Here is a 26,466-nt window from a genome sequence, read left to right on the forward strand (position 1 = left end):
GGGTAAACCCGCTCCTACAGGTTCAGTGCAATACCTGTGGGAGCGGGTTTACCCGCGAAGAGGCCAGACCAGACACCCAAAGCCCAAGCTAGAAACCGGCCCGGCCAATTCCCTGACCTCCGGCAGATGAGCCCCCCGCGCGCCTATGGTAGAGTGGCGGCCTTTTTCCGAAGGGGCGTTTACTGTGTGGGAATTGGTCAAGTCCGGTGGTTGGATGATGCTGCCGATCATTCTGAGTTCCATCGCTGCCATGGCTATCGTCGTCGAGCGCCTGTGGACCCTGCGCGCCAGCCGCGTCACCCCGCCACACCTGCTGGGCCAGGTATGGATGTGGATCAAGGACAAGCAACTCACCAGTGACAAGCTCAAGGCCCTGCGCGCCGATTCGCCACTGGGCGAGATCCTCGCCGCAGGCCTGGCCAACTCGCGCCATGGCCGCGAAATCATGAAAGAGTGCATCGAGGAAGCCGCCTCGCGCGTCATCCACGAACTGGAGCGCTACATCAGCACCCTCGGCACCATCGCCGCCATGGCACCGCTGCTGGGCCTGTTGGGCACCGTGCTGGGCATGATCGACATCTTCAGCGCCTTCATGGGTTCGCAGATGACCACCAATGCCGCTGTACTGGCCGGTGGTATCTCCAAGGCCCTGGTCACCACGGCGGCCGGCCTGATGGTCGGTATCCCGGCGGTGTTCTTCCACCGCTTCCTGCTGCGCCGCATCGATGAACTGGTGGTGGGCATGGAGCAGGAGGCAATCAAGCTGGTGGAAGTGCTGCAGGGCGACCGTGAAGTGGAAGTGGCCGGAGGCAAGGCGTGAAGTTCCGGCGCAATCGCCAGCGGGAGAACGTCGACATCAACCTGGCGTCGCTGATCGACGTGGTGTTCGTCCTGCTGCTGTTCTTCGTGGTCACCACCACCTTCACCCGCGAAACCCAGCTGCGCGTCGAGCTGCCTGAAGCGGCCAGCGCCGAGCAGGCGCCGGCCGACCAGGGCAAGCTGGTGGAAATTACCATCAGCGCCGAGGGTGTATATTCGGTGAACAACCACCTGCTGCCCAAAAGCGACCTGGCCACCCTCAGCGAAGCCATCGAGCGTGAGTCGGGCGGCGACAACAAGCTGCCGTTGGCCATCAGCGCCGACGGCAAGACCCCGCACCAGGCTGTGGTCACTGCAATGGATGCCGCCGGCAAGCTCGGTTTCAGCCAGTTGCGCATGACCACCGTCGAGGCGGCCCAGGGTACGCCTTGATGGCCTTCGCCGACCGCCTGCTCGCCGCCTGGTACGCCGGGCACCCGGCGCTGGCGTTGCTGCGCCCGCTGGAGGCGCTGTACCGCCGTGTGGTCACGCGCAAGCGCGCGCGCTTTCTCAGCGGTGAAAGCGCTAGCTACCGGGCTCCGGTGCCGGTCATCGTGGTGGGTAACATCACCGTCGGTGGTACCGGCAAGACACCGATGATTCTCTGGCTGATCGAACACTGCCGCCAGCAGGGGCTGAAGGTGGGCGTGGTCAGCCGTGGTTACGGTGCCAAGCCACCGCAGCTGCCCTGGCGCGTGCGCGCCGATCAGCCCGCCGAGCAAGCCGGTGACGAACCGCTATTGATCGTGCAGCGCACCGGTGTACCGCTGATGATCGACCCCGACCGCGCCCGCGCGGTGCAGGCGCTGCTGGCCAGCGAAGCGCTCGACCTGATCCTGTGTGACGACGGCATGCAGCATTACCGCCTGGCCCGTGACCTGGAGCTGGTCCTGATCGACGCCGCCCGTGGCCTTGGCAACGGCCGCTGCCTGCCGGCCGGCCCCTTGCGCGAGCCTGCCGAGCGCCTGCAGGGCGCCGACGCGGTGCTGTTCAATGGCGCCAGCACAGATCGCGCCGACGGTTTTGGCTTTTGCCTGCAGCCATCGGCCCTGGTCAACCTGCGCAGTGGTGAACGCCGCCCGCTTGACCATTTCCCCGCAGGCCAGCGCCTGCACGCGGTGGCCGGTATCGGCAACCCGCAACGTTTCTTCAATACCCTGCAGGGGCTAAACTGGCAGCCGCTGCCGCACCCGTTTGCCGACCATGCGCAATTCAGCGCCCGGAGCCTGGCCTTCAGCCCGCCATTGCCGCTGGTCATGACCGAGAAGGACGCGGTGAAATGCCGGCCCTTCGCCGCCGACGACTGGTGGTACCTGGCTGTAGACGCGCAGCCCTCGCCGGCGTTCAGCGCCTGGTTTGACAGCCAGCTGCAGCGCCTGCTGCGCAAGCCCTGAGCCTGTTTTCAATTTCCGGCCACCTGGCCTAAAGGACGCTTTCAATGGACACCAAACTGCTCGATATCCTGGCCTGCCCGATCACCAAGGGCCCGCTCAAGCTCAGTGCCGACAAGACCGAGCTGATCAGCAAGGGCGCTGGCCTGGCCTACCCGATTCGCGACGGTATCCCGGTCATGCTGGAAAGCGAAGCACGCACCCTGACCGACGACGAGCGCCTGGACAAATGAGCCTGAACTACACCGTGGTGATCCCCGCCCGCTTGCGCTCCACGCGTTTGCCAGGCAAGCCGCTGCTGGCGATTGCCGGCAAGCCGATGGTGCAGCATGTGTGGGAGCAGGCGCGCAAGAGCGCTGCCAGTCGCGTGGTCATTGCCACTGACGATGCCAGCATCTTCGAGGCGTGCCAGGCATTTGGCGCCGAAGTGCTGATGACCCGTGTCGACCATGAGTCGGGCACCGACCGCCTGGCCGAAGTGGCCACGCAATTGGGCCTGGCTGCCGATGCCATCGTGGTCAACGTGCAAGGCGATGAGCCGCTGATTCCACCGGTGATCATCGACCAGGTGGCCGCCAACCTGGCTGCCCACCCGGAAGCGGGCATCGCGACCTTGGCCGAGCTCATTCATGAGCCGGAAACCGTGTTCAACCCCAACGCGGTCAAGGTTGTCAGCGACAAGAACGGCCTGGCCCTGACCTTCAGCCGTGCGCCGCTGCCGTGGGCGCGCGATACCTTCGCCAATGGCCGTGACCAGCTGCCGCACGGTGTGCCTTACCGCCGCCACATTGGCATGTATGCCTACCGGGTAGGCTTCCTCCATGATTTCGTCAGCTGGGGCCCATGCTGGCTGGAGCAGGCCGAAGCCCTGGAACAACTGCGTGCCCTGTGGCACGGCGTGCGCATTCACGTCGAGGACGCCATCGAGGCGCCTGCCGTGGGCGTGGATACACCCGAAGACCTGGAGCGCGTGCGGCGCTTGCTGGAGGCCTGATGCGCGTCCTGTTCGTGTGCCTGGGCAACATCTGCCGCTCGCCCACTGCCGAAGGTGTGCTGCGCCAGCAATTGCAGGCGGCCGGGCTTGCCGACCAGGTGCGGGTTGCCTCGGCCGGTACCGGCGACTGGCACGTTGGCAAGGCGCCCGACAGCCGTACCTGCAAGGCGGCGCTGGCGCGTGGCTATGACTTGTCGCAGCAACGTGCCCAGCAGGTCACGGCGGCGCACTTTGCCGAGTACGACCTGGTCCTGGCCATGGACGAAAACAACCTGCGCGATCTGCGAGCCCTGCGCCCGCACACCGCCGTGGGCGAGCTCGACTTGTTCCTGCGTCGCTACGGTGCAGCGCTGGATGAAGTGCCTGACCCGTACTATGGCGGGGCCGACGGCTTCGAACAGGTGCTCGACCTGGTCGAGGCGGCTTGCCAGGCGCTGGTGCTGGAAATCAAGGGGCGGTTATGACAGGGCAGTGGCAGGAGCAGGTATCGCTCAAGCCTTACAACACCTTCGGCATCGACGTGAAAGCGCGCTATTTCAGCCAGGCGCAGGATGACCAGCAAGTGCGCCAGGCGTTGGGCGAAGCGCAACAGCAAGGCGTGCCGGTGCTGGTGATCGGTGGCGGCAGCAACCTGCTGCTGACCCGCGATATCGAGGCGCTGGTGCTGCACATGGCCAGCCGTGGCCGGCGTGTGCTCAGTGACGATGGCGAGCATGTGGTGGTCGAGGCCGAGGCCGGTGAACCCTGGCACCCGTTCGTGCAGTGGACGCTGGCGCAGGGGTATTGCGGGCTGGAGAACCTCAGCCTGATCCCTGGCACCGTGGGCGCTGCGCCGATGCAGAACGTGGGTGCCTATGGGGTGGAGATCAAGGACGTGTTTGCCGGCCTGACTGCCCTGGACCGCGAGACCGGTGAGCTGCGTGACTTCGGCTTGGCGGAGTGCGCTTTTGGTTATCGTGACAGCCTTTTCAAGCGCAACCCTGGCCGTTGGTTGATTTTGCGTGTGCGTTTTGCCTTGAATCGCACCTTGCAGGCGCACCTGGATTACGGCCCGGTGCGTCAGCGCCTGGCGGAGCAGGGCGTGACCGAACCGACCGCGCAGGCGATCAGTGATGCAATCTGCAGTATTCGCCGCGAAAAGCTGCCAGACCCGGCAGAGCTGGGCAATGCCGGGAGTTTCTTCAAGAACCCGGTGGTTTCGGCTGAGTCGGTCGAGCGTATTCGGGGGCAGCATCCGGGGGTGGTGGCTTACCCCCAGGCCGATGGCCAGGTGAAGCTGGCGGCGGGCTGGTTGATCGAGCAGGCCGGCTGGAAGGGTTATCGCGACGCTGATGCCGGAGTGCATCGCTTGCAGTCGCTGGTGCTGGTCAACTACGGCCAGGCGAGTGGGGCGCAGATGCATGCTCTGGCGCAACGGATCCAGGCCGATATCCTCGAGCGGTTCGGGGTTGCGCTGGAAATGGAGCCGAACCTGTACTGATTCATTGCCTGTACCGGCCCTTTCGCGGCTAAAGCCGCTCCTACATTTACCGCGCAGGTTTCGCTTTTGCACGGTACCCACATTTACCGCGCGGGTTTCGGTTTTGCGCGGTAAATGTAGGAGCGGCTTTAGCCGCGAACACCGGCACAGCCGGTGCCATGCCCTGCCGCTGTTACAGCAGCTTCTTCAATCGGCGGGTCCACTCGAATGTGGTGGGCTGCAGCGCATCATCACCTTCCTTCACGCCGTCACGGTCCACCGCATACGAGAAGACTCCGCCCTTGGTGCCTTGGCTTGGCTGCCAGCTGGCATAGGCGTGGGCAGTGCTGGTTTCAAACGGGTCGCACACATCACCCCATTTATTGCCTCGCTCTTCATAGAACGAGAAGCCAACCAGAAACTTCGAAGGGGCAAGGAAATCCTTGAACATCCGGTCAAAATGCCCCTGCACGCGGCTTGGGCTCTGACCGTATGCCTGGAAAAGCACGTAGTCCAGTTGCGGCTCCAGCGAGCGAAGCAAGTTGACGTCACCCCTCTCGTTGGTGTCGTAGATGAACAGGCGGCCTTGGCCCAGTAGTGCTTTCAATTCTAGTGAAATCCTTTCGGCCTGCTTGCGTTCGCTTTCGCTCAGGGTGTCCTCGATATCGATATCGAGGCCATCCAGGCCCTTGGTCGAGCTGAAGAAACGCTGGAAAATAGCCTGTGCTGTCGCGCCTGGCTTGATCAGCTCATCGATGGCCACCGTGCGGACTACCTTGATCTGTTTCTGGTGCAGTGCGGGAATGATCTCAGACTCGAGCTTGTTCCAGTATTCGGCGGGTTCGTCGCCTTCCGGGAAGACAAAGACAATGTCCACTTCGTCTGGCAGTTCGCGCATGGATACCTTGTTATCCGGGTTGCCAGTTGCGATTTCACGCCAGGAGCGGAAATAGCACGCCATGATGCCTGGTTGAGGGTTCATTTGTTTCTCCGGTGAATGATTGAGTGCGATTGCAGCTCGACCCTATCAGCGGGGCAGGGTTGTGGCTGCTGGCAGGTCTGCGAGGTAGGTTTGGCCGGCCAGTTCATGTGGGAGCCGGCAAGCGCGGCTCCCACACCGGCCAAAAAAAAGCCCCGCCAGTTCGCACTGGCGGGGCTTTTTTCATTCAGCCTTGGCTATCAACCGTGATGAGGCTTGTGCTCATCGGCAGCTTCCAGGGCTGGCTCCTCGGTGGCGGCAGCCGCTTCCTGTGCGGCTTTGGCTGCAGCCTCGGCTTCACGCTTGCGGCGGCGCACTTCACGCGGGTCGTTCGGCGCGCGGCCGTTGGACAGCATGACAGTGGCAGGTTCTACCGCGGCAGGGGCTTCGACCGGCGCAGGCTCGGCCACCACGGGGGCAGGCTCGGCCACGACTTCTGGCTGGGCTTCGACAACCGGGGCAGGCTGCTCGGCAACCGGGGCGACTTCGATCACGGCCGGGGCCTGTTCGATTTCACCGGCTTCGACTGCCGGCGCTTCTACCGGGGCTTCAACAGCCACGGTTTCGGCGACCACGGCCGGCTCGACAGCAGGCGCTTCTTCGACAACCGGCTGTGGAGCCACTTCGACCACAGGCTCGGCAGTTGCCTCGACCACGGCCACTGGCTCGCTGAGCGGCTGCTCGACCACTGGGGCCACGGCTACTTCTTCAGCCTTGGCTACAGCGTCGACCTGCTCGGCCTTTTCAACGTGCTCAACCGGAACCTGCTCAACCGGCTGGGCGACTTCGCTGTTGTCGGTTTCGGCAACGGCAGCGACTTCGGCGGTGGCGCGCTCAGCCTGCTGGTTGGCCTGGGCTTCGGCGTCGCTGCTGATGTTGCTGGTAGCAACAGCGGCAGTCACGGCCAGGCCGGCAGCCAGTTCGGCACCCAGCTCGGTGGCATGGTGCTGTTGTGGCTGCTCTTCGCTGCTTTCTTCTTCGCCTTCGATCAGCTCGCCATTGGCGTTGCGCTGGCGCTCACGACGGTTGCTGCGGCGACGCTGGCCACGCGAACGGCGGCGCGGACGCTCGCCATCGGCGCCTTCCTGCTCATCCTGCAGCAGCTCTTCGTTCGGCAGTTGCTCTTCGGCCAGTTCGGCAGCCTGTTCGGCCGCTTCTTCAGCAGCGCGTGGCTGACGCTCTTCGCGTGGTGGGCGTGGTGCGCGCTCTTCACGAGGGGCGCGTTCTTCGCGTGGAGCACGCTCTTCGCGAGGGGCGCGTTCTTCCCGTGGAGCGCGCTCTTCACGAGGTGCGCGCTCTTCGCGTGGAGCACGTTCTTCGCGAGGGGCGCGCTCTTCACGTGGGGCACGTTCTTCACGAGGTGCGCGTTCTTCGCGTGGAGCACGTTCTTCACGGGCTACGCGCTCTTCACGTGGCTGGCGCTCTTCGCGTTCGGCTGGCGGGGTGGCATCCAGCGGCTCACGCAGCTCACGCACGCGCTCTTCGCCACGGTTGCCGCGGCGGTCTTCGCGCGGCTGGCGTGGAGCACGCTCTTCACGCGGTGCACGCTCCTCGCGTGGGGCGCGTTCTTCACGTGGGGCACGCTCTTCACGCGGTGCGCGTTCCTCGCGGGGCTGACGCTCTTCGCGGGGGGCGCGCTCGGCACGCTCTTCGCGCGGCTTGCGCTCTTCGTCGCGGCGGCCGTTGCGGTTGCGGCTCTGCTGGCGGCCGTTGCGGCGTTCTTCGTTACGCGGGCTGCGTTCGGCGGCCGGCTTTTCAGTGGCGGCGACCACCGGTGCAGCGGCAGGCTCGTCCTTGCCGGCGAACAGGCTGACCAGTGACTTCACCAGGCCCTTGAACAGGCTTGGCTCAGGGGCGCTTGGGGCAGGGGCGACTGGCGCGGCAGGCTGCGGCGCTTCAGCGGCGGCCGGTACCGGGGCGTTGGCGCGGGCCGGGGCGGTTTTCACCGCGGCTTCCTGGCGTACCAGGGTGCGGGTGGCAGTCGGCTGCGGCGCTTCTTCGGTTTCGCTGGCGGCGATTTCGTAGCTGGACTGGTTGTTCAGCACTTCCGGGTTGTCGTCGCGCAGGCGCTGGACTTCGAAGTGCGGGGTTTCCAGGTGGTCGTTCGGCAGGATGATGATGCGCGCGCGGGTACGCAGTTCGATCTTGGTGATCGAGTTGCGCTTCTCGTTGAGCAGGAACGCGGCCACCGGGATCGGCACCTGGGCACGTACTTCGGCGGTGCGGTCTTTCAGGGCTTCTTCTTCGATCAGGCGCAGGATGGCCAGCGACAGCGACTCGACGTCACGGATGATGCCGGTGCCGGAGCAGCGTGGGCAGACGATGCCGCTGCTTTCGCCCAGCGATGGGCGCAGGCGCTGGCGGGACATTTCCAGCAGGCCGAAGCGCGAGATGCGGCCAACCTGCACGCGGGCGCGGTCGGCTTCCAGGCATTCACGCACACGTTCTTCCACGGCGCGCTGGTTCTTCGCCGGGGTCATGTCGATGAAGTCGATGACGATCAGGCCGCCGATGTCACGCAGGCGCAGCTGGCGGGCGATTTCTTCGGCCGCTTCCAGGTTGGTCTGCAGGGCGGTTTCTTCGATGTCGCTGCCTTTGGTGGCGCGCGCCGAGTTGATGTCGATGGACACCAGGGCTTCGGTCGGGTCGATCACGATCGAGCCGCCGGACGGCAGGTCGACCACGCGCTGGAAGGCGGTCTCGATCTGGCTTTCGATCTGGAAGCGGTTGAACAGCGGCACGCTGTCTTCGTACAGCTTGACCTTGCTGGCGTACTGCGGCATCACCTGGCGGATGAAGGTCAGGGCTTCTTCCTGGGCATCGATGCTGTCGATCAGCACTTCGCCGATGTCCTGGCGCAGGTAGTCGCGGATGGCGCGGATGATGACGTTGCTTTCCTGGTAGATCAGGAACGGCGCGGCGCGGTCCAGGGACGCTTCCTTGATGGCGGTCCACAGTTGCAGCAGGTAGTCGAGGTCCCACTGCATTTCTTCGCTGCTGCGGCCAAGGCCGGCAGTGCGCACGATCAGGCCCATGTCGCCCGGTACGGTCAGGCCGTTCAGGGCTTCACGCAGTTCGTTGCGCTCTTCGCCTTCGATGCGGCGCGAGATGCCACCGGCACGCGGGTTGTTGGGCATCAGTACCAGGTAGCGGCCGGCCAGGCTGATGAAGGTGGTGAGGGCGGCGCCTTTGTTGCCGCGCTCTTCCTTTTCGACCTGGACGATGACTTCCTGGCCTTCGCTGAGTACTTCCTTGATGTTGACCCGGCCTTCCGGGGCTTTCTTGAAGTATTCGCGGGAGATTTCTTTCAGCGGCAGGAAGCCGTGACGTTCGGAACCGAAGTCGACGAAGGCGGCTTCGAGGCTGGGTTCGATGCGGGTGATCTTGCCTTTGTAGATGTTGGCCTTTTTCTGCTCACGCGCGCCGGACTCGATGTCCAGGTCGTAGAGACGTTGGCCGTCCACCAGGGCTACACGCAACTCTTCGGGTTGAGTTGCGTTAATCAGCATTCTTTTCATGTTGTACCGTCGGTTTCCGGGCTGCCGGAAACGGCGTTCGGCACACACGACGTCTCATGGTCGGTGCCAAGGTGCGCAAAGGGTGGCCGGGCCACCCCCGTGTCGAGCAACGTTCGGCACCAGCCGGTTGCCCAGCCTGCCGTTGTCGCGACGACGCGTCCTGTTTGCTGCGGTGCCAACAAGGCCCCGGTGGCTTCGAATGGGTATCCGAATCAACCAAGCGGGCCTTGTGCACTCAGTCAGGAGGAGGAATCAACCGTCAGCCGTGGACGCCCGGGGGCATCTGTTCAGGACCTTATCCGCTCGCCGGCCATTGTACGGGGCCGGTGGCCGGACGCGGTGCTACACGGTCCGAGGGCTGTGCATCTCCACCCTGCACGTATCCCTGATAATTCGGGTGCTGCCGCGCGCTGAATCCGCAACGGGTTGCATTTTTCGCCAGCTTCAAAAGTGGGAAGCTGACGCCATTACATGTCCAAGGCAGGTATTTCCGAAGCATTCGCCGTGCGTTGCGTGGAAGCGACGGGGCGGGCAGAGGTACAGCGAAAAGAAGTGGGATAAGCAGGTGAAACACCGCACTTGTCGTTTTTTTTCGGTCTTCTCTACACAGCGCTGGTGGCGATTCCAGGCAATTCGGTAAACTGGCGAAAACCCCGTAGGACGGCCTCGCGTCCTGGAGAATTGCGAAGGTCAGGAACCGGCCAAGGGCCTGGTTTCGCTGGCCTGCCGCTTTTGGCGGCGTTCGCGACTATAGCAGCAATGATTAAGTGCTTCAATTCCATAAAAAATTGTTATGATTCCCGCCATGACGACCAATACCCCTCCGACTTCCGGCGTTCAGCTGATCGAAGTCGCGCCGGAGCTTGCCGGCCAACGCATCGACAATTTCCTCATCACGGCGCTCAAGGGCGTGCCCAAGACCCTGGTCTACCGCATCCTGCGCAAGGGTGAAGTACGGGTCAACAAGGGCCGCGTGAAGCCGGAGTACAAGATCCAGGCTGGCGACATCGTGCGGGTGCCGCCCGTGCGCCTGCCGGAGCGCGACGAGCCGGCGCCGGTGGCGCAGGGGCTGTTGCAGCGCCTGGAAGCTGCCATTGTCTATGAAGACAAGGCGCTGATCGTGATGAACAAGCCGGCTGGCATCGCCGTGCATGGCGGCAGTGGCCTGAGCTTTGGTGTGATCGAGGCGCTGCGCCAGCTGCGCCCGGACGCCAAGGAGCTTGAGCTGGTGCACCGCCTGGACCGCGACACCTCCGGCCTGCTGATGATCGCCAAGAAGCGCAGCATGTTGCGCCACCTGCATGCCGCGTTGCGTGGTGACGGCGTAGACAAGCGCTACATGGCGTTGGTGCGTGGCCACTGGCCAACCGCGAAGAAGCAGGTCAACGCGCCGCTGCTCAAGAGCAACCTGCGTTCCGGCGAGCGCATGGTCGAAGTGAACGACGAAGGCAAGGAGGCGCTGACCCTGTTCCGCGTGCTGCGCCGCTTTGGCGACTTCGCCACCATTGTCGAGGCGCGCCCGATCACTGGCCGTACCCACCAGATCCGTGTGCATACCCTGCATGCGGGGCACATGATTGCGGGTGACAGCAAGTACGGCGACGAAGATTTCAGCCGTGAAATTCGCGAGCTGGGCGGCAAGCGCCTGTTCCTGCATGCCTATGCGCTGACTGTACCGCTGCCCGACGGTGGCGAGCTGAAGCTTGAAGCGCCTGTGGACGAGGTGTGGGCCAAGACTGTGGAACGTTTGAGTGCGCCGTGACCTATGAAGAAAGACTACGAGCTGCTGATCTTTGACTGGGACGGCACCCTGGCCGATTCCATCGGGCGAATTGTCGAAGCCATGAACGCCGCCGCCGAGCGTGCTGGCGAGGCGCAAAGCAGCGACGATGCGGTCAAGGGCATCATCGGCCTGGCCCTGGGCGAGGCAATCCACACCCTGTACCCGCACCTGGCGCCTGCCCAGGTCGAAAGCTTCCGCCAGCACTACGCCGATATCTACATGGCCCTGGATCAGCAGCCTTCGCCGCTGTTCGAAGGCGTGACCGAGTCGCTGGATGCTTTCCGCGCCGAGGGTTACAGGCTGGCGGTGGCCACCGGCAAGGCCCGCCGCGGGCTGGATAGGGTGCTCAAGGCCAACGGCTGGGAGCAGTTCTTTGACATAACCCGCGCCGCCGACGAGACCCGTGGCAAGCCACACCCGCTGATGCTCGAGGAAATCCTTGGCCATTGTGGCGTCGAACCGGGGCGTGCGCTGATGGTCGGAGATTCGGCATTCGACCTGCAGATGGCCAGCAATGCCGGCATGCATTCGGTGGCGGTGGGCTATGGTGCCATGTCGCTGCAGGCGCTGGCCGAGTTTGGCCCGCAAGTGTGCATCGATCATTTTTCCCAGCTGCGCGAGTGGCTGGGTGGTTCCGCAATTCCATTTCCAAGGTAGGTAAGCATGGCAGACGAATGGAAGGCCCCCGAGGCCGAGCCCGAGGAGCGCGAAGAGCGCAAAAGCTGGAAGCTGCTGGAAAAGACCCTGCTGGCCAGCGTGCAGGAGCAGCGCCGGTCGCGGCGCTGGGGCATCTTCTTCAAGCTGCTGACCTTCGTCTACCTGTTCGGCATCCTGGCCTTGTTCTCGCCACTGATGGACATGGACAAGGCGGCCTCGCGCAGTGCCAGCCATACCGCATTGGTGGAAGTGCGCGGGGTGATTGCCGACCAGGAGGCCGCCAGTGCCGACAACATCGTCAAGAGCCTGCGCAACGCGTTCAAGGACGGCAAGACCAAGGCTGTGGTGATGCGCATCAACAGCCCGGGCGGCAGCCCGGTGCAGGCAGGGTATGTGTATGACGAAATCCGCCGCCTGCGTGCCGAGTACCCGGCCATCAAGCTGTATGCGGTAATCGCTGACCTGGGTGCCTCCGGTGCTTATTACATCGCCAGCGCGGCGGACGAGATCTATGCCGACAAGGCCAGCCTGGTGGGCTCGATTGGTGTGACGGCGGCCGGTTATGGCTTTGTCGGCACCATGGAGAAGCTGGGTGTTGAGCGGCGTTCGTACACTTCGGGCGAGCACAAGGCCTTCCTCGACCCGTTCTCGCCGGAAAAGCCGGAAGAAACCCGGTTCTGGCAGGGCGTGCTGGACACTACCCATAACCAGTTCATCGCCATGGTCAAGCAGGGGCGCGGCGAGCGCCTGAAAGACAAGGAGCACCCGGAGCTGTTCAGTGGCCTGGTGTGGTCGGGCGAGCAGGCCAAGGAGTTGGGGCTTGTCGATGGGCTGGGCAGTGCCAGTTATGTGGCGCGTGAGATTGTGGGCGAGAAAGAGCTGGTGGACTTCACCGTGCAGGAATCGCCGTTTGACCGCTTCTCCAAGCGTGTGGGGGCCAGCGTGGCTGAGCACCTTGCGATGTGGATGGGGTTCCAGGGGCCGCAGCTGCGCTGAGTCGGGCCAGAAAATGCTGGGGGCGCTCTGCGCCCCTTTCGCGACGCAAGGCCGCTCCTACAGGTGATCGCGATTCCTTGTAGGAGCGGCCTTGCGTCGCGATGGGCCGCAAAGCGGCCCCAAATTCTCAGGGGATAACCACCCCTTCCTTGGTCAACATATCCACCAGTCGAATCAGCGGCAGCCCGATCAGGCTGGTCGCATCGCAGCCGTGGGTGCTCTGGAACAAACTCACCCCCAACCCCTCCGCCTTGAAGCTGCCCGCGCAATCCAGTGGCTGTTCCGCCGCCACATAGCGCTCCACCCGCTCGCGGCTCAGTTCGCGCATGGTCACGGTAAACGGCACGCAATCCACCTGGCATTGCCCGGTGGCGCTGTTCAGCAGTGCCAGCCCGGTCAGGAAGCTCACCTGCTGCCCGCTGCACTCCAGTAGCTGCTCGCAGGCCCGTTCGAACGTATGCGGCTTGCCCAGCACCTGTTCACCCAGCACCGCCACCTGGTCCGAACCGATGATCAGGTGCCCGGGGTGGCTGCCCGCCAGTGCCTCGGCCTTTTGCCTGGCCAGCCGGCGCACCAGCTCTACGGCCGGCTCGTCAGCCAGGCGCTGCTCGTCTATATCAGGGCTTGCCCAGGTAAAAGGCAGGCGCAGGCGGGCGAGCAGTTCGCGGCGATAGGTAGAGCTGGAAGCCAGTAGCAGAGGAAGCATGGTAGACTCCTGAATCAGTTGAACAAATTCTATCACGCACGATGCCGCCTAATTTCCTTTGACAGGGGCGGGGGGCATCCCTAGAATGCTGCGCCTATGTTGAATGACCCGATTCCACCTCACGTTGACCCGCGCAAATTAGCCGATCGTGGCGTAACCCTTAACGGTTCGCTGCAACTCGCTGATTTGGAAAGACTCTGCGACCCGCTTTCCGACAATGTCGGTACGGTGCAGGCGAAGTTCGATTTTGAACGAGATGAACAGCACGTGGTGGTTATCCACAGCGAGCTGGACGTCGAAGTCAAGATGGTTTGCCAGCGTTGTCTTGAGCTGGTCACCCTGCCGATCCACAGCGAATGTACTTACGCCGTGGTGAAGGAGGGTGCGAATACCCAGTCGTTGCCGAAAGGCTATGACGTGCTGGAACTGGGCGAAGATCCTTTGGATCTGCAGGCGCTGGTCGAGGAGGAGCTTTTGCTCGCCTTGCCAATCGTGCCTGCTCATCATCCGGAAGAATGCCAGCAGCCGGCGGGCGCAGACGAGCCCGATTCGAGCAAGGACGAGGTATCGCGGTCCAACCCGTTCAGTGTTTTGGCGCAGTTAAAGCGTGACCCAAACGTTTAGGAGTTAATCAATTATGGCTGTTCAGCAGAACAAAAAATCCCGCTCTGCCCGTGACATGCGCCGTTCGCACGACGCCCTGTCGGAAAACGCGCTGTCGGTAGAGAAAACCACTGGTGAAGTTCACCTGCGCCACCACGTTTCGCCAGAAGGCGTATACCGTGGTCGCAAAGTGGTCGACAAGGGCGCTGACGAGTAATCCTTGTCCGCTCAGATCATCGCGATCGACGCAATGGGCGGGGACTTCGGTCCCCGCAGCATTGTTCAGGCTAGCATTGCCTGCCTTTCTGCTACTCCCTCGCTGCACCTGACCCTCGTCGGTCAACCCTCCCTCCTTGAAGATCTTGTCAGCGGCCTTGCAGCTGCGGATCGCGCGCGCCTGCAGATTGTCGCCGCCAGTGAGGTGATCGGCATGGACGAGCGGCCCTCCCAGGCGCTGCGCGGCAAGCCGGACTCGTCGATGCGCATTGCCCTCGAACTGGTGCGTGATGGCAAGGCCCAGGCCTGTGTCAGTGCCGGCAATACCGGGGCGCTGATGGCGCTGTCACGCTTTGTGCTCAAGACTTTGCCGGGTATCGATCGGCCGGCCATGGTGGCGGCGATCCCGACCCAGGCCGGGTACTGCCAGTTGCTCGATCTGGGTGCCAATGTCGACTGCAGTGCCGAGAACCTTTACCAGTTTGCCGTGATGGGTTCGGTGGCTGCCCAGGCCTTGGGTGTGCATCGGCCGCGCGTGGCGCTTTTGAACATCGGTACCGAGGACATCAAGGGCAACCAGCAGGTCAAGCTGGCAGCAAGCCTTCTGCAGAATGCCCGTGGGCTCAATTACGTCGGTTTTGTAGAAGGTGACGGGTTGTACCGGGGTGAGGCTGACGTGGTGGTGTGCGACGGCTTTGTCGGCAACATCCTGCTCAAGTCCAGCGAAGGGCTGGCGACCATGATTGGTGCGCGCATCGAGCGGTTGTTCAAGGGCGGCGTGTTGTCGCGGGCTGCCGGGGCGCTGGCAATGCCATTGCTCAAGCGCCTGCAGGCCGACCTGGCGCCGGCGCGGCACAATGGGGCGAGCTTCCTGGGGTTGCAGGGCATTGTCATCAAGAGCCATGGTTCGGCGGGGGTGCAGGGCTTCCAGAGTGCCATCCAGCGGGCGTTGATCGAGATTCAGGAGAATCTGCCGCAGCGTTTGCATGGGCGGCTGGAGGACCTGCTGCTTTAGCCTGTGCGGGCCTCTTCGCGGGTAAACCCGCTCCTACATGGATTTGTGCGGGATTCAAGGTCGGTGCGGTCGTTGTAGGAGCGGGTTTACCCGCGAAAGGGCCGCCACTGAAGGAACAAAGACTTTAGGCATATCGCCGATGAAGTGCTTAAATGTGACCGCTTGGTCTGCGTCTTCATCCAAGCTTTCAGATTCCGCGCCTGGCCCAAGGCCTGGCGCACCCTATCCGACGACAAGATCATAAGGGCTTGTTCAATGTCTGCATCTCTCGCATTCGTCTTTCCCGGTCAAGGTTCCCAGTCGCTGGGCATGCTCGCCGAGCTCGGCGCCGAGAAGCCAGTGATCATCGAGACCTTCAAGGAAGCCTCCGCAGCGCTTGGCTACGACCTGTGGAAGCTGGTTCAGGAAGGCCCGGAAGAGCAACTTAACCAGACCGACAAGACCCAGCCGGCCATCCTCACCGCGTCCATCGCGCTGTGGCGCCTGTGGCTGGAAGAGGGCGGCGCACAGCCGGCCTTCGTTTCCGGTCACAGCCTGGGCGAATACAGCGCACTGGTCGCTGCCGGCAGCATCAGCCTGAAAGACGCCGTTCGCCTGGTCGAGCGCCGCGGTCAGCTGATGCAGGAAGCCGTACCGGCCGGCCACGGCGCCATGGCCGCCATTCTCGGCCTGGACGACGCAGTGGTCGTGGAGATCTGCGCCGAAGCGGCTGAAGATGAAGTGGTCAGTGCCGTCAACTTCAACTCGCCAGGCCAGGTGGTCATTGCCGGCAACAAGGCTGCGGTAGATCGCGCCATGGAGCTGTGCAAGGCCAAGGGCGCCAAACGCGCCCTGCCGCTGGCGGTCAGCGTGCCGTCGCACTGTGCCCTGATGAAACCGGCTGCCGAGCGCTTTGCCGAGGCGGTCAACGCCATCGAGTGGAAGGCGCCGCAAATCCCGCTGGTACAGAACGTCAGCGCTGCTGTGGCGGCCGACCTCGATGCCCTCAGGCACGACCTGCTGGCGCAGCTGTACCAGCCGGTACGCTGGGTCGAGTGTGTGCAGACCCTGGCTGCCAATGGCGCGGTCAACCTGGTCGAGTGCGGCCCGGGCAAGGTCCTGGCAGGCCTGAACAAGCGTTGCGCCGACGGCGTGACCACCTACAACCTCAATACCCCTGACGCCGTTGCCGCTACCCGCGCGGCACTGGCCTGATTTGGAGAAGCTTGCATGAGCCTGCAAGGTAAAGTTGCACTGGTCACCGGCGCCAGCCGTGGCATTGGCCAGGCCATCGCCCTCGAACTGGGCCGCCAGGGCGCGACCGTGATCGGTACCGCCACTTCGGCGTCCGGCGCCGAGCGCATCGCCGCCACCCTGAAAGAACACAGCATCACCGGCACCGGCATGGAGCTGAACGTGACCAGCGCCGAATCGGTTGACGCAGTACTGGCCGCCATCGGCGAGCAGTTCGGCGCCCCGGCCATTCTGGTCAACAACGCTGGCATCACCCGCGACAACCTTATGCTGCGCATGAAAGACGACGAGTGGTTCGACGTCATCGACACCAACCTGAACAGCCTCTACCGTCTGTCCAAGGGCGTGCTGCGTGGCATGACCAAGGCCCGTTGGGGCCGTATCATCAGCATCGGCTCGGTCGTCGGTGCCATGGGTAACGCTGGCCAGGCCAACTACGCGGCCGCCAAGGCCGGCCTGGAAGGCTTCAGCCGCGCCCTGGCGCGTGAAGTGGGCTCGCGTGGCATCACCGTCAACTCGGTGACCCCGGGCTTCATCGACACCGACATGACCCGCGAGCTGCCAGAAGCGCAGCGCGAAGCCCTGCAGACCCAGATTCCGCTGGGCCGCCTGGGCCAGGCTGACGAAATCGCCAAAGTGGTTTCGTTCCTGGCGTCCGACGGCGCAGCCTACGTGACCGGCGCCACCGTGCCGGTCAACGGCGGGATGTACATGTAACACTGCAACTCAATGTGACGGATTTCGTAAAAAAAGAGTCATACTGCGAGCCTAAAATCCGTTATAAAGCTGCAACCAGATTCCAGGCAGGGGGTGCGGTGGCTAGCCTGAAGGTGCGTTTCGCTTGAAAAGCGAACGTCTTTCTATAAAATTAGCCACCGGCCAGCTGCCTGACATATATCCATTAGGAGTGAAAACTAGGTATGAGCACCATCGAAGAACGCGTCAAGAAAATCGTCGCCGAGCAACTGGGCGTCAAGGAAGAAGAAGTGACTGAGTCCAAGTCCTTCGTCGATGACCTGGGTGCCGATTCGCTTGACACCGTTGAACTGGTGATGGCTCTGGAAGAGGAATTCGAGACTGAAATCCCTGACGAAGAAGCCGAGAAGATCACTACCGTTCAAGCTGCCATCGACTACGTCAAAGCCCACTCGGCCTAAGACGCTCTAGTCGACGCTACTTGTCGGGGAAAACCGCACTGCCTTTGCCGGCGTGCGGTTTTTTCTTTGCGAGCGCCCCGCATTTTCCAGGCCGCTTCGTTCACCGCGCACCAAGAGCCTGTTGCCATTCCATTCCTGCGCTTGAATGCAATGGCAAGAGACTCTGTTATTAGAAAAGGAGAGTACTGTGTCGCGTAGACGCGTCGTGGTCACCGGTATGGGTATGCTGTCGCCACTGGGTACCGATGTACCGAGCACCTGGCAGGGCATTCTGGCTGGCCGCAGTGGCATTGGTCCGATCGAACACACGGACCTGTCTGCCTACTCCACCCGTTTTGGCGGCTCGGTGAAAGGCTTCGAGGTTGAGCAGTACCTGTCGGCCAAAGAGGCCCGCAAACTCGACCTGTTCATCCAGTACGGCCTGGCGGCCGGTTTCCAGGCGGTGCGTAATGCCGGCCTGGAAGTCACCGACGCCAACCGCGAGCGGATTGGCGTGGCCATGGGCTCGGGTATCGGCGGTTTGACCAATATCGAAGAAACCAGCCGTACCCTGCACGACTCGGGGCCGCGCCGTATTTCGCCGTTCTTCGTGCCGGGCTCGATCATCAACATGATCTCGGGCTTCCTGTCGATTCACCTGGGCCTGCAAGGCCCGAATTACGCCATCGCCACCGCCTGCACCACCGGCACCCATTGCATCGGCATGGCCGCGCGCAATATTGCCTACGGTGAAGCTGACGTGATGATCGCCGGCGGAGCCGAAATGGCCGCTTGCGGCCTGGGCATGGGCGGTTTCGGTGCCTCGCGCGCACTGTCGACCCGCAACGATGAACCAGCCCGCGCCAGCCGCCCGTGGGACAAAGGCCGTGACGGCTTCGTGCTGTCCGATGGCGCCGGTGCCTTGGTGCTCGAGGAGCTGGAACACGCCAAGGCCCGTGGTGCGACCATCTATGCCGAGCTGGTTGGCTTTGGCATGAGCGGTGACGCCTACCACATGACCTCGCCACCCGAGACCGGCGAAGGCGCTGCCCGCTGCATGGCCAACGCCCTGCGCGATGCTGGCATCCAGCCAGAAGAGGTCAGCTATATCAATGCCCATGGCACCTCGACCCCTGCGGGCGACGTGGCCGAAGTGGCGGCGATCAAGCGTGTGTTTGGCGAGCATGCCTACAAGCTGGCCGTCAGTTCGACCAAGTCGATGACCGGCCACCTGCTGGGTGCCGCAGGCGCGGTGGAAGCGATCTTCAGCGTGCTGGCCATCAACAGCCAGATGGCGCCGCCGACCATCAACCTGGACGAACCGGACGAAGGTTGCGACCTCGACTTCGTGCCGCACCAGGCGCGCAGCATGCCGATCGACGTGGTGTTGTCCAACTCGTTCGGCTTTGGCGGCACCAACGGCTCGCTGGTGTTCCGCCGGTTCGCCGGTTAATGCACAGCTGGGTCGATGGCCAGCCGGCGACTGCAGTCAACCTGCAGAACCGCGGCCTGGCCTACGGCGATGGCCTGTTCGAGACCATCGCCGTGCGCGGCGGCCAGCCCAGCTTGCTGGCCGGCCACCTCGCACGCCTGGCGCTGGGCTGCCAGCGCCTGGCAATCAGCGCCGACCTGGCGCTGGTGCAGGACGAGTTGCTGCGCTTTGCCAGCCAGCTCGGTGATGGCGTGGCCAAACTCATCCTTACCCGTGGCGATAGCCAGCGCGGCTATGCGCCGGTTGCCGGTGTGGCGCCGCGGCGTATCCTGCAAGGCAGCCCATTACCCAGCTATCCTGTGGAGCATGCCGAGCACGGCGTGCGCTTGTTCCCTTGCCAGACCCGGCTTGGGGAACAACCGCTGCTGGCCGGGCTCAAACACCTCAACCGCCTGGAGCAGGTGCTGGCCCGCGCCGAATGGCAAGACAGCGAACATGCCGAAGGCCTGATGCGGGACGGGCAGGGCAGGGTGGTCGAAGCGGTGTACAGCAACCTGTTCCTGGTGCGCGATGGCGTGCTGCTCACGGCTGACCTCAGTCGCTGCGGCGTGGCCGGAGTGATGCGCGCTGCGTTGCTGGAGCAGGCCGCGCTGCTGGGCATCCCGGTGCAGGTTCGCGACTTGCCGTTCGATGTGCTGGAGCAGGCAGATGAAGTATTTGTTTGCAATAGCGTTTACGGCATTTGGCCCGTGCGTGGCGTAGCCGCGCTAAACTGGTCGCCGGGCCCGCTTACCCGAAAACTGCAGGCCGTTGCCCGTACGTTACTGGAAACCTGAATTCGTGAGACGTAAATTCCTGCTGCTGCTGGAAATGGGTCTGATCCTCGCTGGCCTGGCCTTGGGTTGGTCGGCCTGGAAGATCAACTCGGTGCTGGAGCAGCCTTTGCACGTGACGCAGGAGCGCCTGCTTGACGTGCCCAATGGCACTACCCCCAACCGCATGTTCTACCGCATGCAAACGGAAGGGTTGCTCGACGACGCTGTCTGGTTGCGCCTGTACTGGCGCTTCAACATGGCCGGCACGCCGTTGCACACCGGTGAGTACCGCATTACTCCTGGCATGACCGTCGAGCAGCTGTTCGACGCCTGGCGCCGGGGCGACGTGGTGCAATACAACCTGACCCTGGTCGAGGGTTGGACCTTCCGCCAGGTGCGCTCGGCCGTGGCCAAGCATGAAAAGATCAAGCACACCCTGGAAGGCCTGTCGGACTCCGAGGTCATGGACAAGCTCGGCCATACCGGCGTGTTTCCCGAAGGCCGTTTCTTCCCGGATACCTACCGCTTCGTGCGCGGCATGAGCGACGTCGAGTTGCTGCAGCAGGCCTACATGCGCCTGGACGAAGTGCTGGCCAAGGAATGGGCTGAACGTACTACCGACCTGCCATACCGCGACCCGTACCAGGCGCTGATCATGGCGTCGCTGGTGGAAAAGGAAACCGGTATTCCGCAAGAGCGTGGGCAGATCGCCGGCGTGTTCGTGCGGCGCCTGCGCCTGGGCATGATGCTGCAGACCGACCCGACGGTGATCTACGGCATGGGGGAGCGCTACAACGGCAAGATCACCCGCGCCGACCTGCGCGAGCCTACGCCGTACAATACCTACACCATCACCGGCCTGCCGCCGACGCCGATCGCCATGGTCGGCCGCGAGGCGATCCACGCGGCGCTGAACCCGTCCGAGGGTACCAGCCTGTACTTCGTCGCCCGTGGCGATGGCAGCCATGTGTTCTCCGACGATCTTGACGACCACAATTCGGCAGTGCGTGAGTTCCAGCTCAAGCGCCGGGCCGGCTACCGTTCCAGCCCTGCACCGCAGCAACCGGCGCAGCCGGATGCCGATGACAGCGGTCAGCCGCCGAGCGACGACGACGCGCAGCAACAAGAACCGCCTGCAGACGACGAGCCGGCCCCGCAGCCAGCTCCTGCTGAGCCGCCCGCCCAGGGCGCCCCTGCCGGTGGTGCGCAAGCGGCCGAGCGGCCGGCGCCTGACGAACAACATTAAGGACTGCCTGTGAGCGGCTTGTTTATTACTTTGGAAGGCCCCGAAGGCGCGGGCAAAAGCACCAACCGTGACTACCTGGCGGCGCGCTTGCGCGAGCATGGCCTGGACGTGGTGCTGACCCGAGAGCCCGGTGGTACTCCGCTGGCCGAAAAGGTGCGTGAGCTGCTGCTGGCGCCCAGCGACGAAAGCATGGCGGCCGACACCGAGCTGCTGCTGGTGTTCGCCGCGCGCGCCCAGCACCTGGCGCAGGTGATCCGCCCGGCACTGGCCCGTGGCGCGATTGTCTTGTGCGACCGGTTTACCGATGCCACGTATGCCTATCAGGGCGGTGGCCGCGGTTTGTCGGTCGAGCGCATCGCTACCCTGGAGCAATTTGTCCAGGGTGACCTGCGCCCGGACCTGACCCTGGTCTTCGACCTGCCGGTCGAAGTGGGCCTGGCCCGCGCCGCTGCGCGTGGCCGCCTGGACCGTTTCGAACAGGAAGGCCAGGCGTTCTTTGAAGCTGTGCGCCAGGCCTACCTGCAACGCGCCCAACGCGAACCGCAGCGCTATAGCCTGCTGGATGCCGCGCAATCCCTTGCGGCTGTGCAGCGTGCCATCGACGTGCTGTTGCCGGCCATCGTGGAGCGTTGCCGTGGCTGAGGCCTACCCTTGGCAGCAGGTGCTTTGGCAGCAATTGGCCGGGCGCAGCCAGCATGCCCATGCCTACCTGCTGCACGGGCCGCAGGGCATTGGCAAGCGGGCCATGGCCGAGCGCCTGATGGCCCGCCTGTTGTGCCAGCACCCTCAGGCCCTGGACGCTTGCGGCACGTGTAAGTCGTGCCTGTTGCTGAAGGCCGGCAGCCACCCGGACAACTTCGTGCTTGAGCCCGAAGAAACCGACAAGCCGATCAAGGTTGATCAGGTGCGTGAGCTGGTGGCCTTCGTGGTGCAGACTGCGCAGCTGGGCGGGCGCAAGGTGGTGTTGATCGAGCCGGTGGAGGCGATGAACGTCAACGCGTCCAACGCACTGCTTAAAAGCCTTGAAGAGCCTTCTGGCGATACCGTATTGCTGCTGGTCACGCACCAGCCCAGCCGCTTGTTGCCGACCATCAAGAGCCGCTGCCAACAAGTGACCTGCCCGCAGCCGAGCCTGGCCCAGAGCCAGGCCTGGCTGGCGGGTGCGCTGCCCGACAGCGACGAGGCCGAACGCGACGAGCTGCTGACCCTGGCCGCCGGTTCGCCGCTGATGGCGGTCAGCCTGCAGGCGCAGGGTGTGCGCGAGCAGCGTGCGCTGGTCACTGACGGGGTGAAGAAGTTACTCAAGCAACAGCAATCGCCCAGCCAACTGGCCGAAGCCTGGAAGGCTGTGCCGATGTTGAGGGTATTCGACTGGTTCTGCGATTGGGCGCACCTGATTCTGCGCTACCAGTTGACCCAGGACGAGGAGGGGTTAGGCTTGGCCGATATGCGCAAGGTGGTGCAGTACCTGGCGCAGAAAAGCCGCCAGGCCAAGGTGCTGGAGGTGCAGGCGTGGATCCTTGAGCAACGCCAGAAGGTGCTGGGCAAGGCCAACCTCAATCAAACCCTGTTGCTTGAATCGCTGCTGGCCCACTGGCAACAACTGCCGGGCGCCCGCTGATTTCCCATTTCCATGTGTGCCGTTATCCCATGCTCGTAGATTCCCATTGCCACCTTGATCGTCTTGACCTCAGTGCCCATCAGGGCTCGCTCGATGCTGCGCTGCAGGCGGCGCGTGATCGCGGGGTGGGGCATTTCCTGTGCATTGGCGTCAGTGCCGAAAACGCTGGCGCGGTAAAGGCGTTGAGCGAGCAGTACGCGGATGTCGACTGCTCGGTCGGTGTACACCCGCTGGACCTGGCGCCGGGCGAAACCCCGGCGCTGGAATGGCTGCTGCGCGAGCTGGCCCACCCGCATGTGGTGGCGATTGGCGAAACCGGGCTGGATTACCACTACGAACCGGAAGCCGCCGAATTGCAGCAGGCCTCGTTCCGCCTGCACCTGGAGGCTTCGCGGCAGACCGGCAAGCCGGTGATCGTGCATACCCGGGCGGCGCGTGCCGATACCCTGGCGCTGCTGCGCGAGGCCAATCTGCCGCAGGCTGGTGTGCTGCACTGCTTTACCGAAGACTGGGACATGGCCAAGGCGGCGCTGGACCTGGGCTATTACATATCGCTGTCTGGCATCGTTACCTTCCGCAATGCCGATGCCCTGCGGGAAGTGGCGCGGCAAGTGCCGGTCGACCGGTTGCTGGTGGAGACCGATTCGCCGTACCTGGCGCCGATCCCACATCGCGGCAAGCCGAACTTGCCGCAATATGTGCGGGAAGTGGCGGAGTATGTGGCTTCGCTGCGCGGGGCCAGTTATGAGCAGTTGGCTGAGCAGACTACGGCGAACTTCAAGCGGTTGTTTCCGTTGGCGCGGGTGGGTTGATCACGCAGCGCCTAAACTTCAGACCTGCGCCGGCCCATGTAGGAGCGGCCTTGTGTCGCGATGGGCCGCAACGCGGCCCCGGCAATTCAGGCGGCGAAGCTAAGAATCTGGGGGCGCTGCGCACCCCTTTCGCGACACAAGGCCGCTCCTACAGCGATCGGCGTTAGCCAATCGGGTTGCCGCTGATACGCCAGCCGCGATTGACGCAAGCAAAAAAAACCCGGGTTCTGGGGGAGGAATCCGGGTTAAGACCATTAGGAGTAAAACAAAGGTACGCGGTCCCTGAGCACCTTTATCGGCGCGCCACTTGGGGGGGATGCGCCGCGCCAACACTTCAAGTATTGGCCAGGTTTGGCGCAGTGCCAGTGCATATTGGTCGTTTTTTAAACAGATTTGGAATACGACAGCGTTTCATTCCTCCCGCAACGCATGGCCGTAAGCATCGTGAAACACAGACATGCGTGGATGATCCGTGCAATTTCCCGCAAGTTAGGCATAATAAACCGCTTCGATTGTCATCCAGTCCTTCCCATGCAGAAAGAACCTCGTAAGGTCCGTGAGTTTCGCCGTCGCGAACAGGAAATCCTCGATACCGCGCTCAAGCTGTTTCTCGAGCAGGGTGAAGACAGCGTCACTGTCGAGATGATCGCCGACGCCGTGGGCATCGGCAAAGGCACGATCTACAAGCACTTCAAGTCCAAGGCGGAGATCTACCTGCGCCTGATGCTCGACTACGAGCGCGACCTTAACGCGCTGTTGCACTCGGCCGACGTCGACCGCGACAAGGAAGCCCTGTCGCGTGCCTACTTCGAGTTCCGCATGCGCGACCCGCAACGCTACCGGCTGTTCGACCGCCTTGAAGAAAAGGTGGTCAAGGGCAACCAGGTACCGGAGATGGTCGAGCAACTGCACAGCATCCGCGCCTCCAACTTCGACCGCCTGACCCAGCTGATCAAGGGCCGTATCAGCGAAGGCAAGCTCGAAGACGTGCCACCGTACTTCCACTACTGTGCCGCCTGGGCGCTGGTGCACGGCGCAGTGGCGCTGTACCACTCGCCGTTCTGGAGCAATGTGCTGGAGGACCAGGAAGGCTTCTTCCAGTTCCTGATGGACATCGGCGTGCGTATGGGCAACAAGCGCAAACGCGACCCCGAACCGTCGAACTGAGAAGGCGTTGCACAGGCCTCTGTGGGAGCGGCTTTAGCCGCGAACACCGGCGTAGCCGGTGCCATCCAGCGCCGTTCCCACAACAGCAATGCGGTACTGACATCGGCAATGTGTACAGGGCTTGCAAAAACCTGATTTATGAGTCAGCTTTTGCCAGCCCCCATCATCCATGCCGGAGTCATCCATGATCGTCGATCGTCAAGGCAGGCGATTTCGCAACCTGCGGGTCAGCCTGACGGCTGCCTGCAACTACGCCTGCACCTACTGCGTACCCGACGGCAAGCGCCTGGTGGCAGCCCAGGATGAGCTCTCGGCAGACGCCTTGGCACGTGGCGTGGCCTACCTGATCGAGGCCGCCGGCATCGAGCGCCTGCGTATCACCGGTGGTGAGCCGCTGGTCAGCCCGCGCCTGGATGACTTTCTGGCCGCCGTGGCCAAACTCGACCTCGATGACATCTCGTTGACCACCAATGGTCAGCTGTTGGCGCGCAAGTTGCCGCAACTGCACGCGGGTGGTATTCGTCGGCTGAATGTTTCCCTCGACACCCTCGACCCGCAGGCTTTTCGCCAAATCGCCCGGGGCGGCGACCTGGCCAGTGTGCTGGACGGGATGGCGCAGGCCAGTGCGTTGGGCATGCAGGTGAAGGTGAACATGGTGCCGATGCGCGGGCAGAACCTCGACCAGGTGCTGCCGTTGCTGGATTACTGCCTGGAGCGTGGCTTCGAGTTGCGCTTCATCGAGTTGATGCGCATGGGCCACCTGGCCCGTGACCGCAATGCCTTCCTGCAACAGTTTGTCGGCCTCGACCCACTGCTGACGTTGATCGGCAGCAAGCATGCCTACGCCCGGGTGGATGCGCCGCTGGATGCTACAGCCATGCGTTACCGCATCCCCGGCAAGGGCCACTTTGGCGTGATTGCAAACGAAAGCGTGCCGTTTTGCCGTACCTGCTCACGGCTGCGCCTGTCCTCTACGGGCTGGCTACATGGCTGCCTGTCGTCGGGCAACCGGCACTTCGTTGGCGACCTGCTGGAAAAACCGCGTCATCAGGCGCTGCCGGCCTTGCAACGGTTGCTGGTCAAAGCCCTGGCAGACAAACAGGACCTGGCGTTTTCCGGTGGCGTGACGGTGATGAAAGTGATCGGCGGCTGAAGCTGGCGCAAAAGCTGCATCCGCCGGCTATTCGCCGGTTTTTCGTCGCCGGCCACTGGAGGAAAGATGCGTAGCCTGGTCTTGCCGCTGGCGCTGATGGCGCTGGGCGGCTGCATGAATGTCAGCGATATGGGCGAAGGTGTCCGCTATCACATGAGCGATGCGGGGCTGCTGGACCACAGCGAAACCCGCCGCACCCTGTCGATCCGACTGCAGCCGGACTCGTTCATCTTCATTGGCCAGGGCGCGTTCGTGCCGCCGGGCAAGGGGCCCGTGCCGCGGCAGAACGCGGTGGCCGAGCAGGCCTTCAAGAGCTTTGTCGAGTACTTCCCGCTGGTACGCCGTGCCCAAGGCCCGTTGGGCCTGGAGGAGGCTGTGGCCCAGGCCCGCTCGGTGGGCGCCGACTACGTGCTGTACACCCGCTTCGCCCGCACCGACGACCGCATCGGCAATGGCGACGAGTGGTATGACGAACAGGCCGTCGACCGCCTGGGCTGGGACAGTGGCGTGGTGCAGATGATGCTGATCGAAACCAACACCCGTTACCTGATCGACACCGCACGCATTAAAAGCCGTGGCGGTTTGTTGACGTTCCACGACAAAACCCCCGAGGATTTGCTTGGTGCGCCAATGCGCGAGTACGCTCGTAGCCTTCTGGGCATGAGTGAATGAGGCA

The 26,466-nt window shown here is 63.4% G+C and carries 28 protein-coding genes; 25 read left to right on the forward strand and 3 right to left on the reverse strand.

The window, feature by feature from the left end; genetic code table 11:
• Positions 1–184 precede the first annotated feature (184 nt).
• The 7 genes from IAE39_RS17165 to murB are packed head-to-tail and all read left to right on the forward strand — an operon-like array spanning position 185 to position 4,723.
• On the forward strand, positions 185–820 hold the full coding sequence (locus IAE39_RS17165) for a MotA/TolQ/ExbB proton channel family protein (protein ID WP_201204667.1): 636 nt from the start codon (positions 185–187) through the stop codon (positions 818–820).
• Positions 817–1,251 (forward strand): ExbD/TolR family protein, encoded by a 435-nt coding sequence (locus IAE39_RS17170; RefSeq protein WP_012271149.1) that lies wholly within the window; start codon positions 817–819, stop codon positions 1,249–1,251. The genes IAE39_RS17165 and IAE39_RS17170 overlap by 4 nt, the downstream gene beginning before the upstream one ends.
• Complete coding sequence (gene lpxK / locus IAE39_RS17175; protein WP_201204669.1) at positions 1,251–2,252, forward strand: tetraacyldisaccharide 4'-kinase; 1,002 nt, start codon at positions 1,251–1,253, stop codon at positions 2,250–2,252. Before IAE39_RS17170 ends, lpxK begins: the two co-directional genes overlap by 1 nt.
• 44 nt (positions 2,253–2,296) lie before the next feature.
• Positions 2,297–2,482 (forward strand): Trm112 family protein, encoded by a 186-nt coding sequence (locus IAE39_RS17180; protein ID WP_003247142.1) that lies wholly within the window; start codon positions 2,297–2,299, stop codon positions 2,480–2,482.
• Positions 2,479–3,243, forward strand: coding sequence for a 3-deoxy-manno-octulosonate cytidylyltransferase (kdsB, locus tag IAE39_RS17185; RefSeq protein WP_201204671.1), 765 nt, complete (start codon positions 2,479–2,481; stop codon positions 3,241–3,243). Before IAE39_RS17180 ends, kdsB begins: the two co-directional genes overlap by 4 nt.
• Positions 3,243–3,707, forward strand: coding sequence for a low molecular weight protein-tyrosine-phosphatase (locus IAE39_RS17190; protein WP_201204673.1), 465 nt, complete (start codon positions 3,243–3,245; stop codon positions 3,705–3,707). The genes kdsB and IAE39_RS17190 overlap by 1 nt, the downstream gene beginning before the upstream one ends.
• Complete coding sequence (murB, locus tag IAE39_RS17195) at positions 3,704–4,723, forward strand: UDP-N-acetylmuramate dehydrogenase (RefSeq protein ID WP_201204681.1); 1,020 nt, start codon at positions 3,704–3,706, stop codon at positions 4,721–4,723. The genes IAE39_RS17190 and murB overlap by 4 nt, the downstream gene beginning before the upstream one ends.
• Positions 4,724–4,895: 172 nt before the next feature.
• On the opposite strand, the gene IAE39_RS17200 is transcribed toward murB, so the two are convergent.
• Together IAE39_RS17200 and rne are read right to left on the reverse strand one after the other, a co-directional pair.
• Positions 4,896–5,684: an EndoS/ChiA family endoglycosidase gene (locus IAE39_RS17200; protein ID WP_201204683.1), complete on the reverse strand. Its 789-nt coding sequence runs from the start codon at positions 5,682–5,684 to the stop codon at positions 4,896–4,898.
• Between the two features lie 197 nt (positions 5,685–5,881).
• On the reverse strand, positions 5,882–9,199 hold the full coding sequence (gene rne / locus IAE39_RS17205) for a ribonuclease E (RefSeq protein ID WP_201204685.1): 3,318 nt from the start codon (positions 9,197–9,199) through the stop codon (positions 5,882–5,884).
• An 805-nt stretch (positions 9,200–10,004) separates the two neighbouring features.
• Here rne and rluC point away from each other — a divergent pair.
• Genes rluC through IAE39_RS17220 form a run of 3 tightly spaced genes read left to right on the forward strand, consistent with a single transcriptional unit; the run spans position 10,005 to position 12,635 of the window.
• Positions 10,005–10,961: a 23S rRNA pseudouridine(955/2504/2580) synthase RluC gene (gene rluC / locus IAE39_RS17210; RefSeq protein WP_110744543.1), complete on the forward strand. Its 957-nt coding sequence runs from the start codon at positions 10,005–10,007 to the stop codon at positions 10,959–10,961.
• A gap of 3 nt (positions 10,962–10,964) precedes the next feature.
• Positions 10,965–11,639, forward strand: a complete 675-nt coding sequence (locus tag IAE39_RS17215) for an HAD family hydrolase (protein WP_201204687.1) — start codon at positions 10,965–10,967, stop codon at positions 11,637–11,639.
• A gap of 6 nt (positions 11,640–11,645) precedes the next feature.
• Positions 11,646–12,635, forward strand: coding sequence for a S49 family peptidase (locus IAE39_RS17220; protein WP_201204689.1), 990 nt, complete (start codon positions 11,646–11,648; stop codon positions 12,633–12,635).
• 127 nt (positions 12,636–12,762) lie between these two features.
• Here the strand turns inward: IAE39_RS17220 and IAE39_RS17225 are convergent, their stop codons facing one another.
• Positions 12,763–13,341 carry a Maf family protein gene (locus tag IAE39_RS17225; RefSeq protein ID WP_201204691.1) on the reverse strand — a complete coding sequence of 193 codons (579 nt, stop codon included), beginning with the start codon at positions 13,339–13,341 and terminating at the stop codon, positions 12,763–12,765.
• 96 nt (positions 13,342–13,437) lie between these two features.
• Between IAE39_RS17225 and IAE39_RS17230 the strand changes: the two genes are divergently transcribed.
• The 15 genes from IAE39_RS17230 to IAE39_RS17300 all read left to right on the forward strand — a co-directional run bounded on the left by IAE39_RS17230 (position 13,438) and on the right by IAE39_RS17300 (position 26,462).
• A complete protein-coding gene (locus IAE39_RS17230; RefSeq protein WP_012271159.1) occupies positions 13,438–13,965 on the forward strand; it encodes a YceD family protein in 528 nt (175 codons plus the stop codon).
• A gap of 13 nt (positions 13,966–13,978) precedes the next feature.
• On the forward strand, positions 13,979–14,161 hold the full coding sequence (gene rpmF, locus IAE39_RS17235; RefSeq protein WP_003247154.1) for a 50S ribosomal protein L32: 183 nt from the start codon (positions 13,979–13,981) through the stop codon (positions 14,159–14,161).
• Positions 14,162–14,164: 3 nt separating this feature from the next.
• Positions 14,165–15,175, forward strand: coding sequence for a phosphate acyltransferase PlsX (gene plsX / locus IAE39_RS17240; RefSeq protein ID WP_201204693.1), 1,011 nt, complete (start codon positions 14,165–14,167; stop codon positions 15,173–15,175).
• Positions 15,176–15,430: 255 nt separating this feature from the next.
• A complete protein-coding gene (gene fabD, locus IAE39_RS17245; RefSeq protein WP_201204695.1) occupies positions 15,431–16,369 on the forward strand; it encodes an ACP S-malonyltransferase in 939 nt (312 codons plus the stop codon).
• A gap of 15 nt (positions 16,370–16,384) precedes the next feature.
• The gene (fabG, locus tag IAE39_RS17250; protein WP_201204697.1) at positions 16,385–17,125 is read left to right on the forward strand and encodes a 3-oxoacyl-ACP reductase FabG; all 741 of its coding nucleotides are present in this window, start codon (positions 16,385–16,387) and stop codon (positions 17,123–17,125) included.
• Positions 17,126–17,328: 203 nt separating this feature from the next.
• A complete protein-coding gene (gene acpP / locus IAE39_RS17255) occupies positions 17,329–17,565 on the forward strand; it encodes an acyl carrier protein (protein ID WP_019098593.1) in 237 nt (78 codons plus the stop codon).
• Positions 17,566–17,752: 187 nt separating this feature from the next.
• Positions 17,753–18,997: a beta-ketoacyl-ACP synthase II gene (gene fabF, locus IAE39_RS17260; protein ID WP_110744535.1), complete on the forward strand. Its 1,245-nt coding sequence runs from the start codon at positions 17,753–17,755 to the stop codon at positions 18,995–18,997.
• Positions 18,997–19,812, forward strand: a complete 816-nt coding sequence (gene pabC / locus IAE39_RS17265; protein WP_201204699.1) for an aminodeoxychorismate lyase — start codon at positions 18,997–18,999, stop codon at positions 19,810–19,812. Before fabF ends, pabC begins: the two co-directional genes overlap by 1 nt.
• A gap of 4 nt (positions 19,813–19,816) precedes the next feature.
• Complete coding sequence (gene mltG, locus IAE39_RS17270; protein WP_201204701.1) at positions 19,817–21,037, forward strand: endolytic transglycosylase MltG; 1,221 nt, start codon at positions 19,817–19,819, stop codon at positions 21,035–21,037.
• A 9-nt stretch (positions 21,038–21,046) separates the two neighbouring features.
• Positions 21,047–21,679, forward strand: coding sequence for a dTMP kinase (tmk, locus tag IAE39_RS17275; protein ID WP_201204703.1), 633 nt, complete (start codon positions 21,047–21,049; stop codon positions 21,677–21,679).
• Positions 21,672–22,658, forward strand: coding sequence for a DNA polymerase III subunit delta' (locus IAE39_RS17280; protein WP_201204705.1), 987 nt, complete (start codon positions 21,672–21,674; stop codon positions 22,656–22,658). The genes tmk and IAE39_RS17280 overlap by 8 nt, the downstream gene beginning before the upstream one ends.
• Before the next feature lie 29 nt (positions 22,659–22,687).
• Positions 22,688–23,470: a TatD family hydrolase gene (locus tag IAE39_RS17285; RefSeq protein ID WP_201204707.1), complete on the forward strand. Its 783-nt coding sequence runs from the start codon at positions 22,688–22,690 to the stop codon at positions 23,468–23,470.
• Between the two features lie 531 nt (positions 23,471–24,001).
• Positions 24,002–24,637 carry a TetR/AcrR family transcriptional regulator gene (locus IAE39_RS17290; protein ID WP_003260720.1) on the forward strand — a complete coding sequence of 212 codons (636 nt, stop codon included), beginning with the start codon at positions 24,002–24,004 and terminating at the stop codon, positions 24,635–24,637.
• 184 nt (positions 24,638–24,821) lie between these two features.
• Positions 24,822–25,790, forward strand: coding sequence for a GTP 3',8-cyclase MoaA (locus IAE39_RS17295; protein ID WP_201204715.1), 969 nt, complete (start codon positions 24,822–24,824; stop codon positions 25,788–25,790).
• 66 nt (positions 25,791–25,856) lie between these two features.
• The gene (locus IAE39_RS17300; RefSeq protein WP_201204717.1) at positions 25,857–26,462 is read left to right on the forward strand and encodes a DUF4823 domain-containing protein; all 606 of its coding nucleotides are present in this window, start codon (positions 25,857–25,859) and stop codon (positions 26,460–26,462) included.
• The last annotated feature ends 4 nt before the right edge of the window (positions 26,463–26,466 follow it).

Source organism: Pseudomonas sp. S37, from assembly GCF_016658545.1.
Classification (GTDB): Bacteria; Pseudomonadota; Gammaproteobacteria; order Pseudomonadales; family Pseudomonadaceae; genus Aquipseudomonas.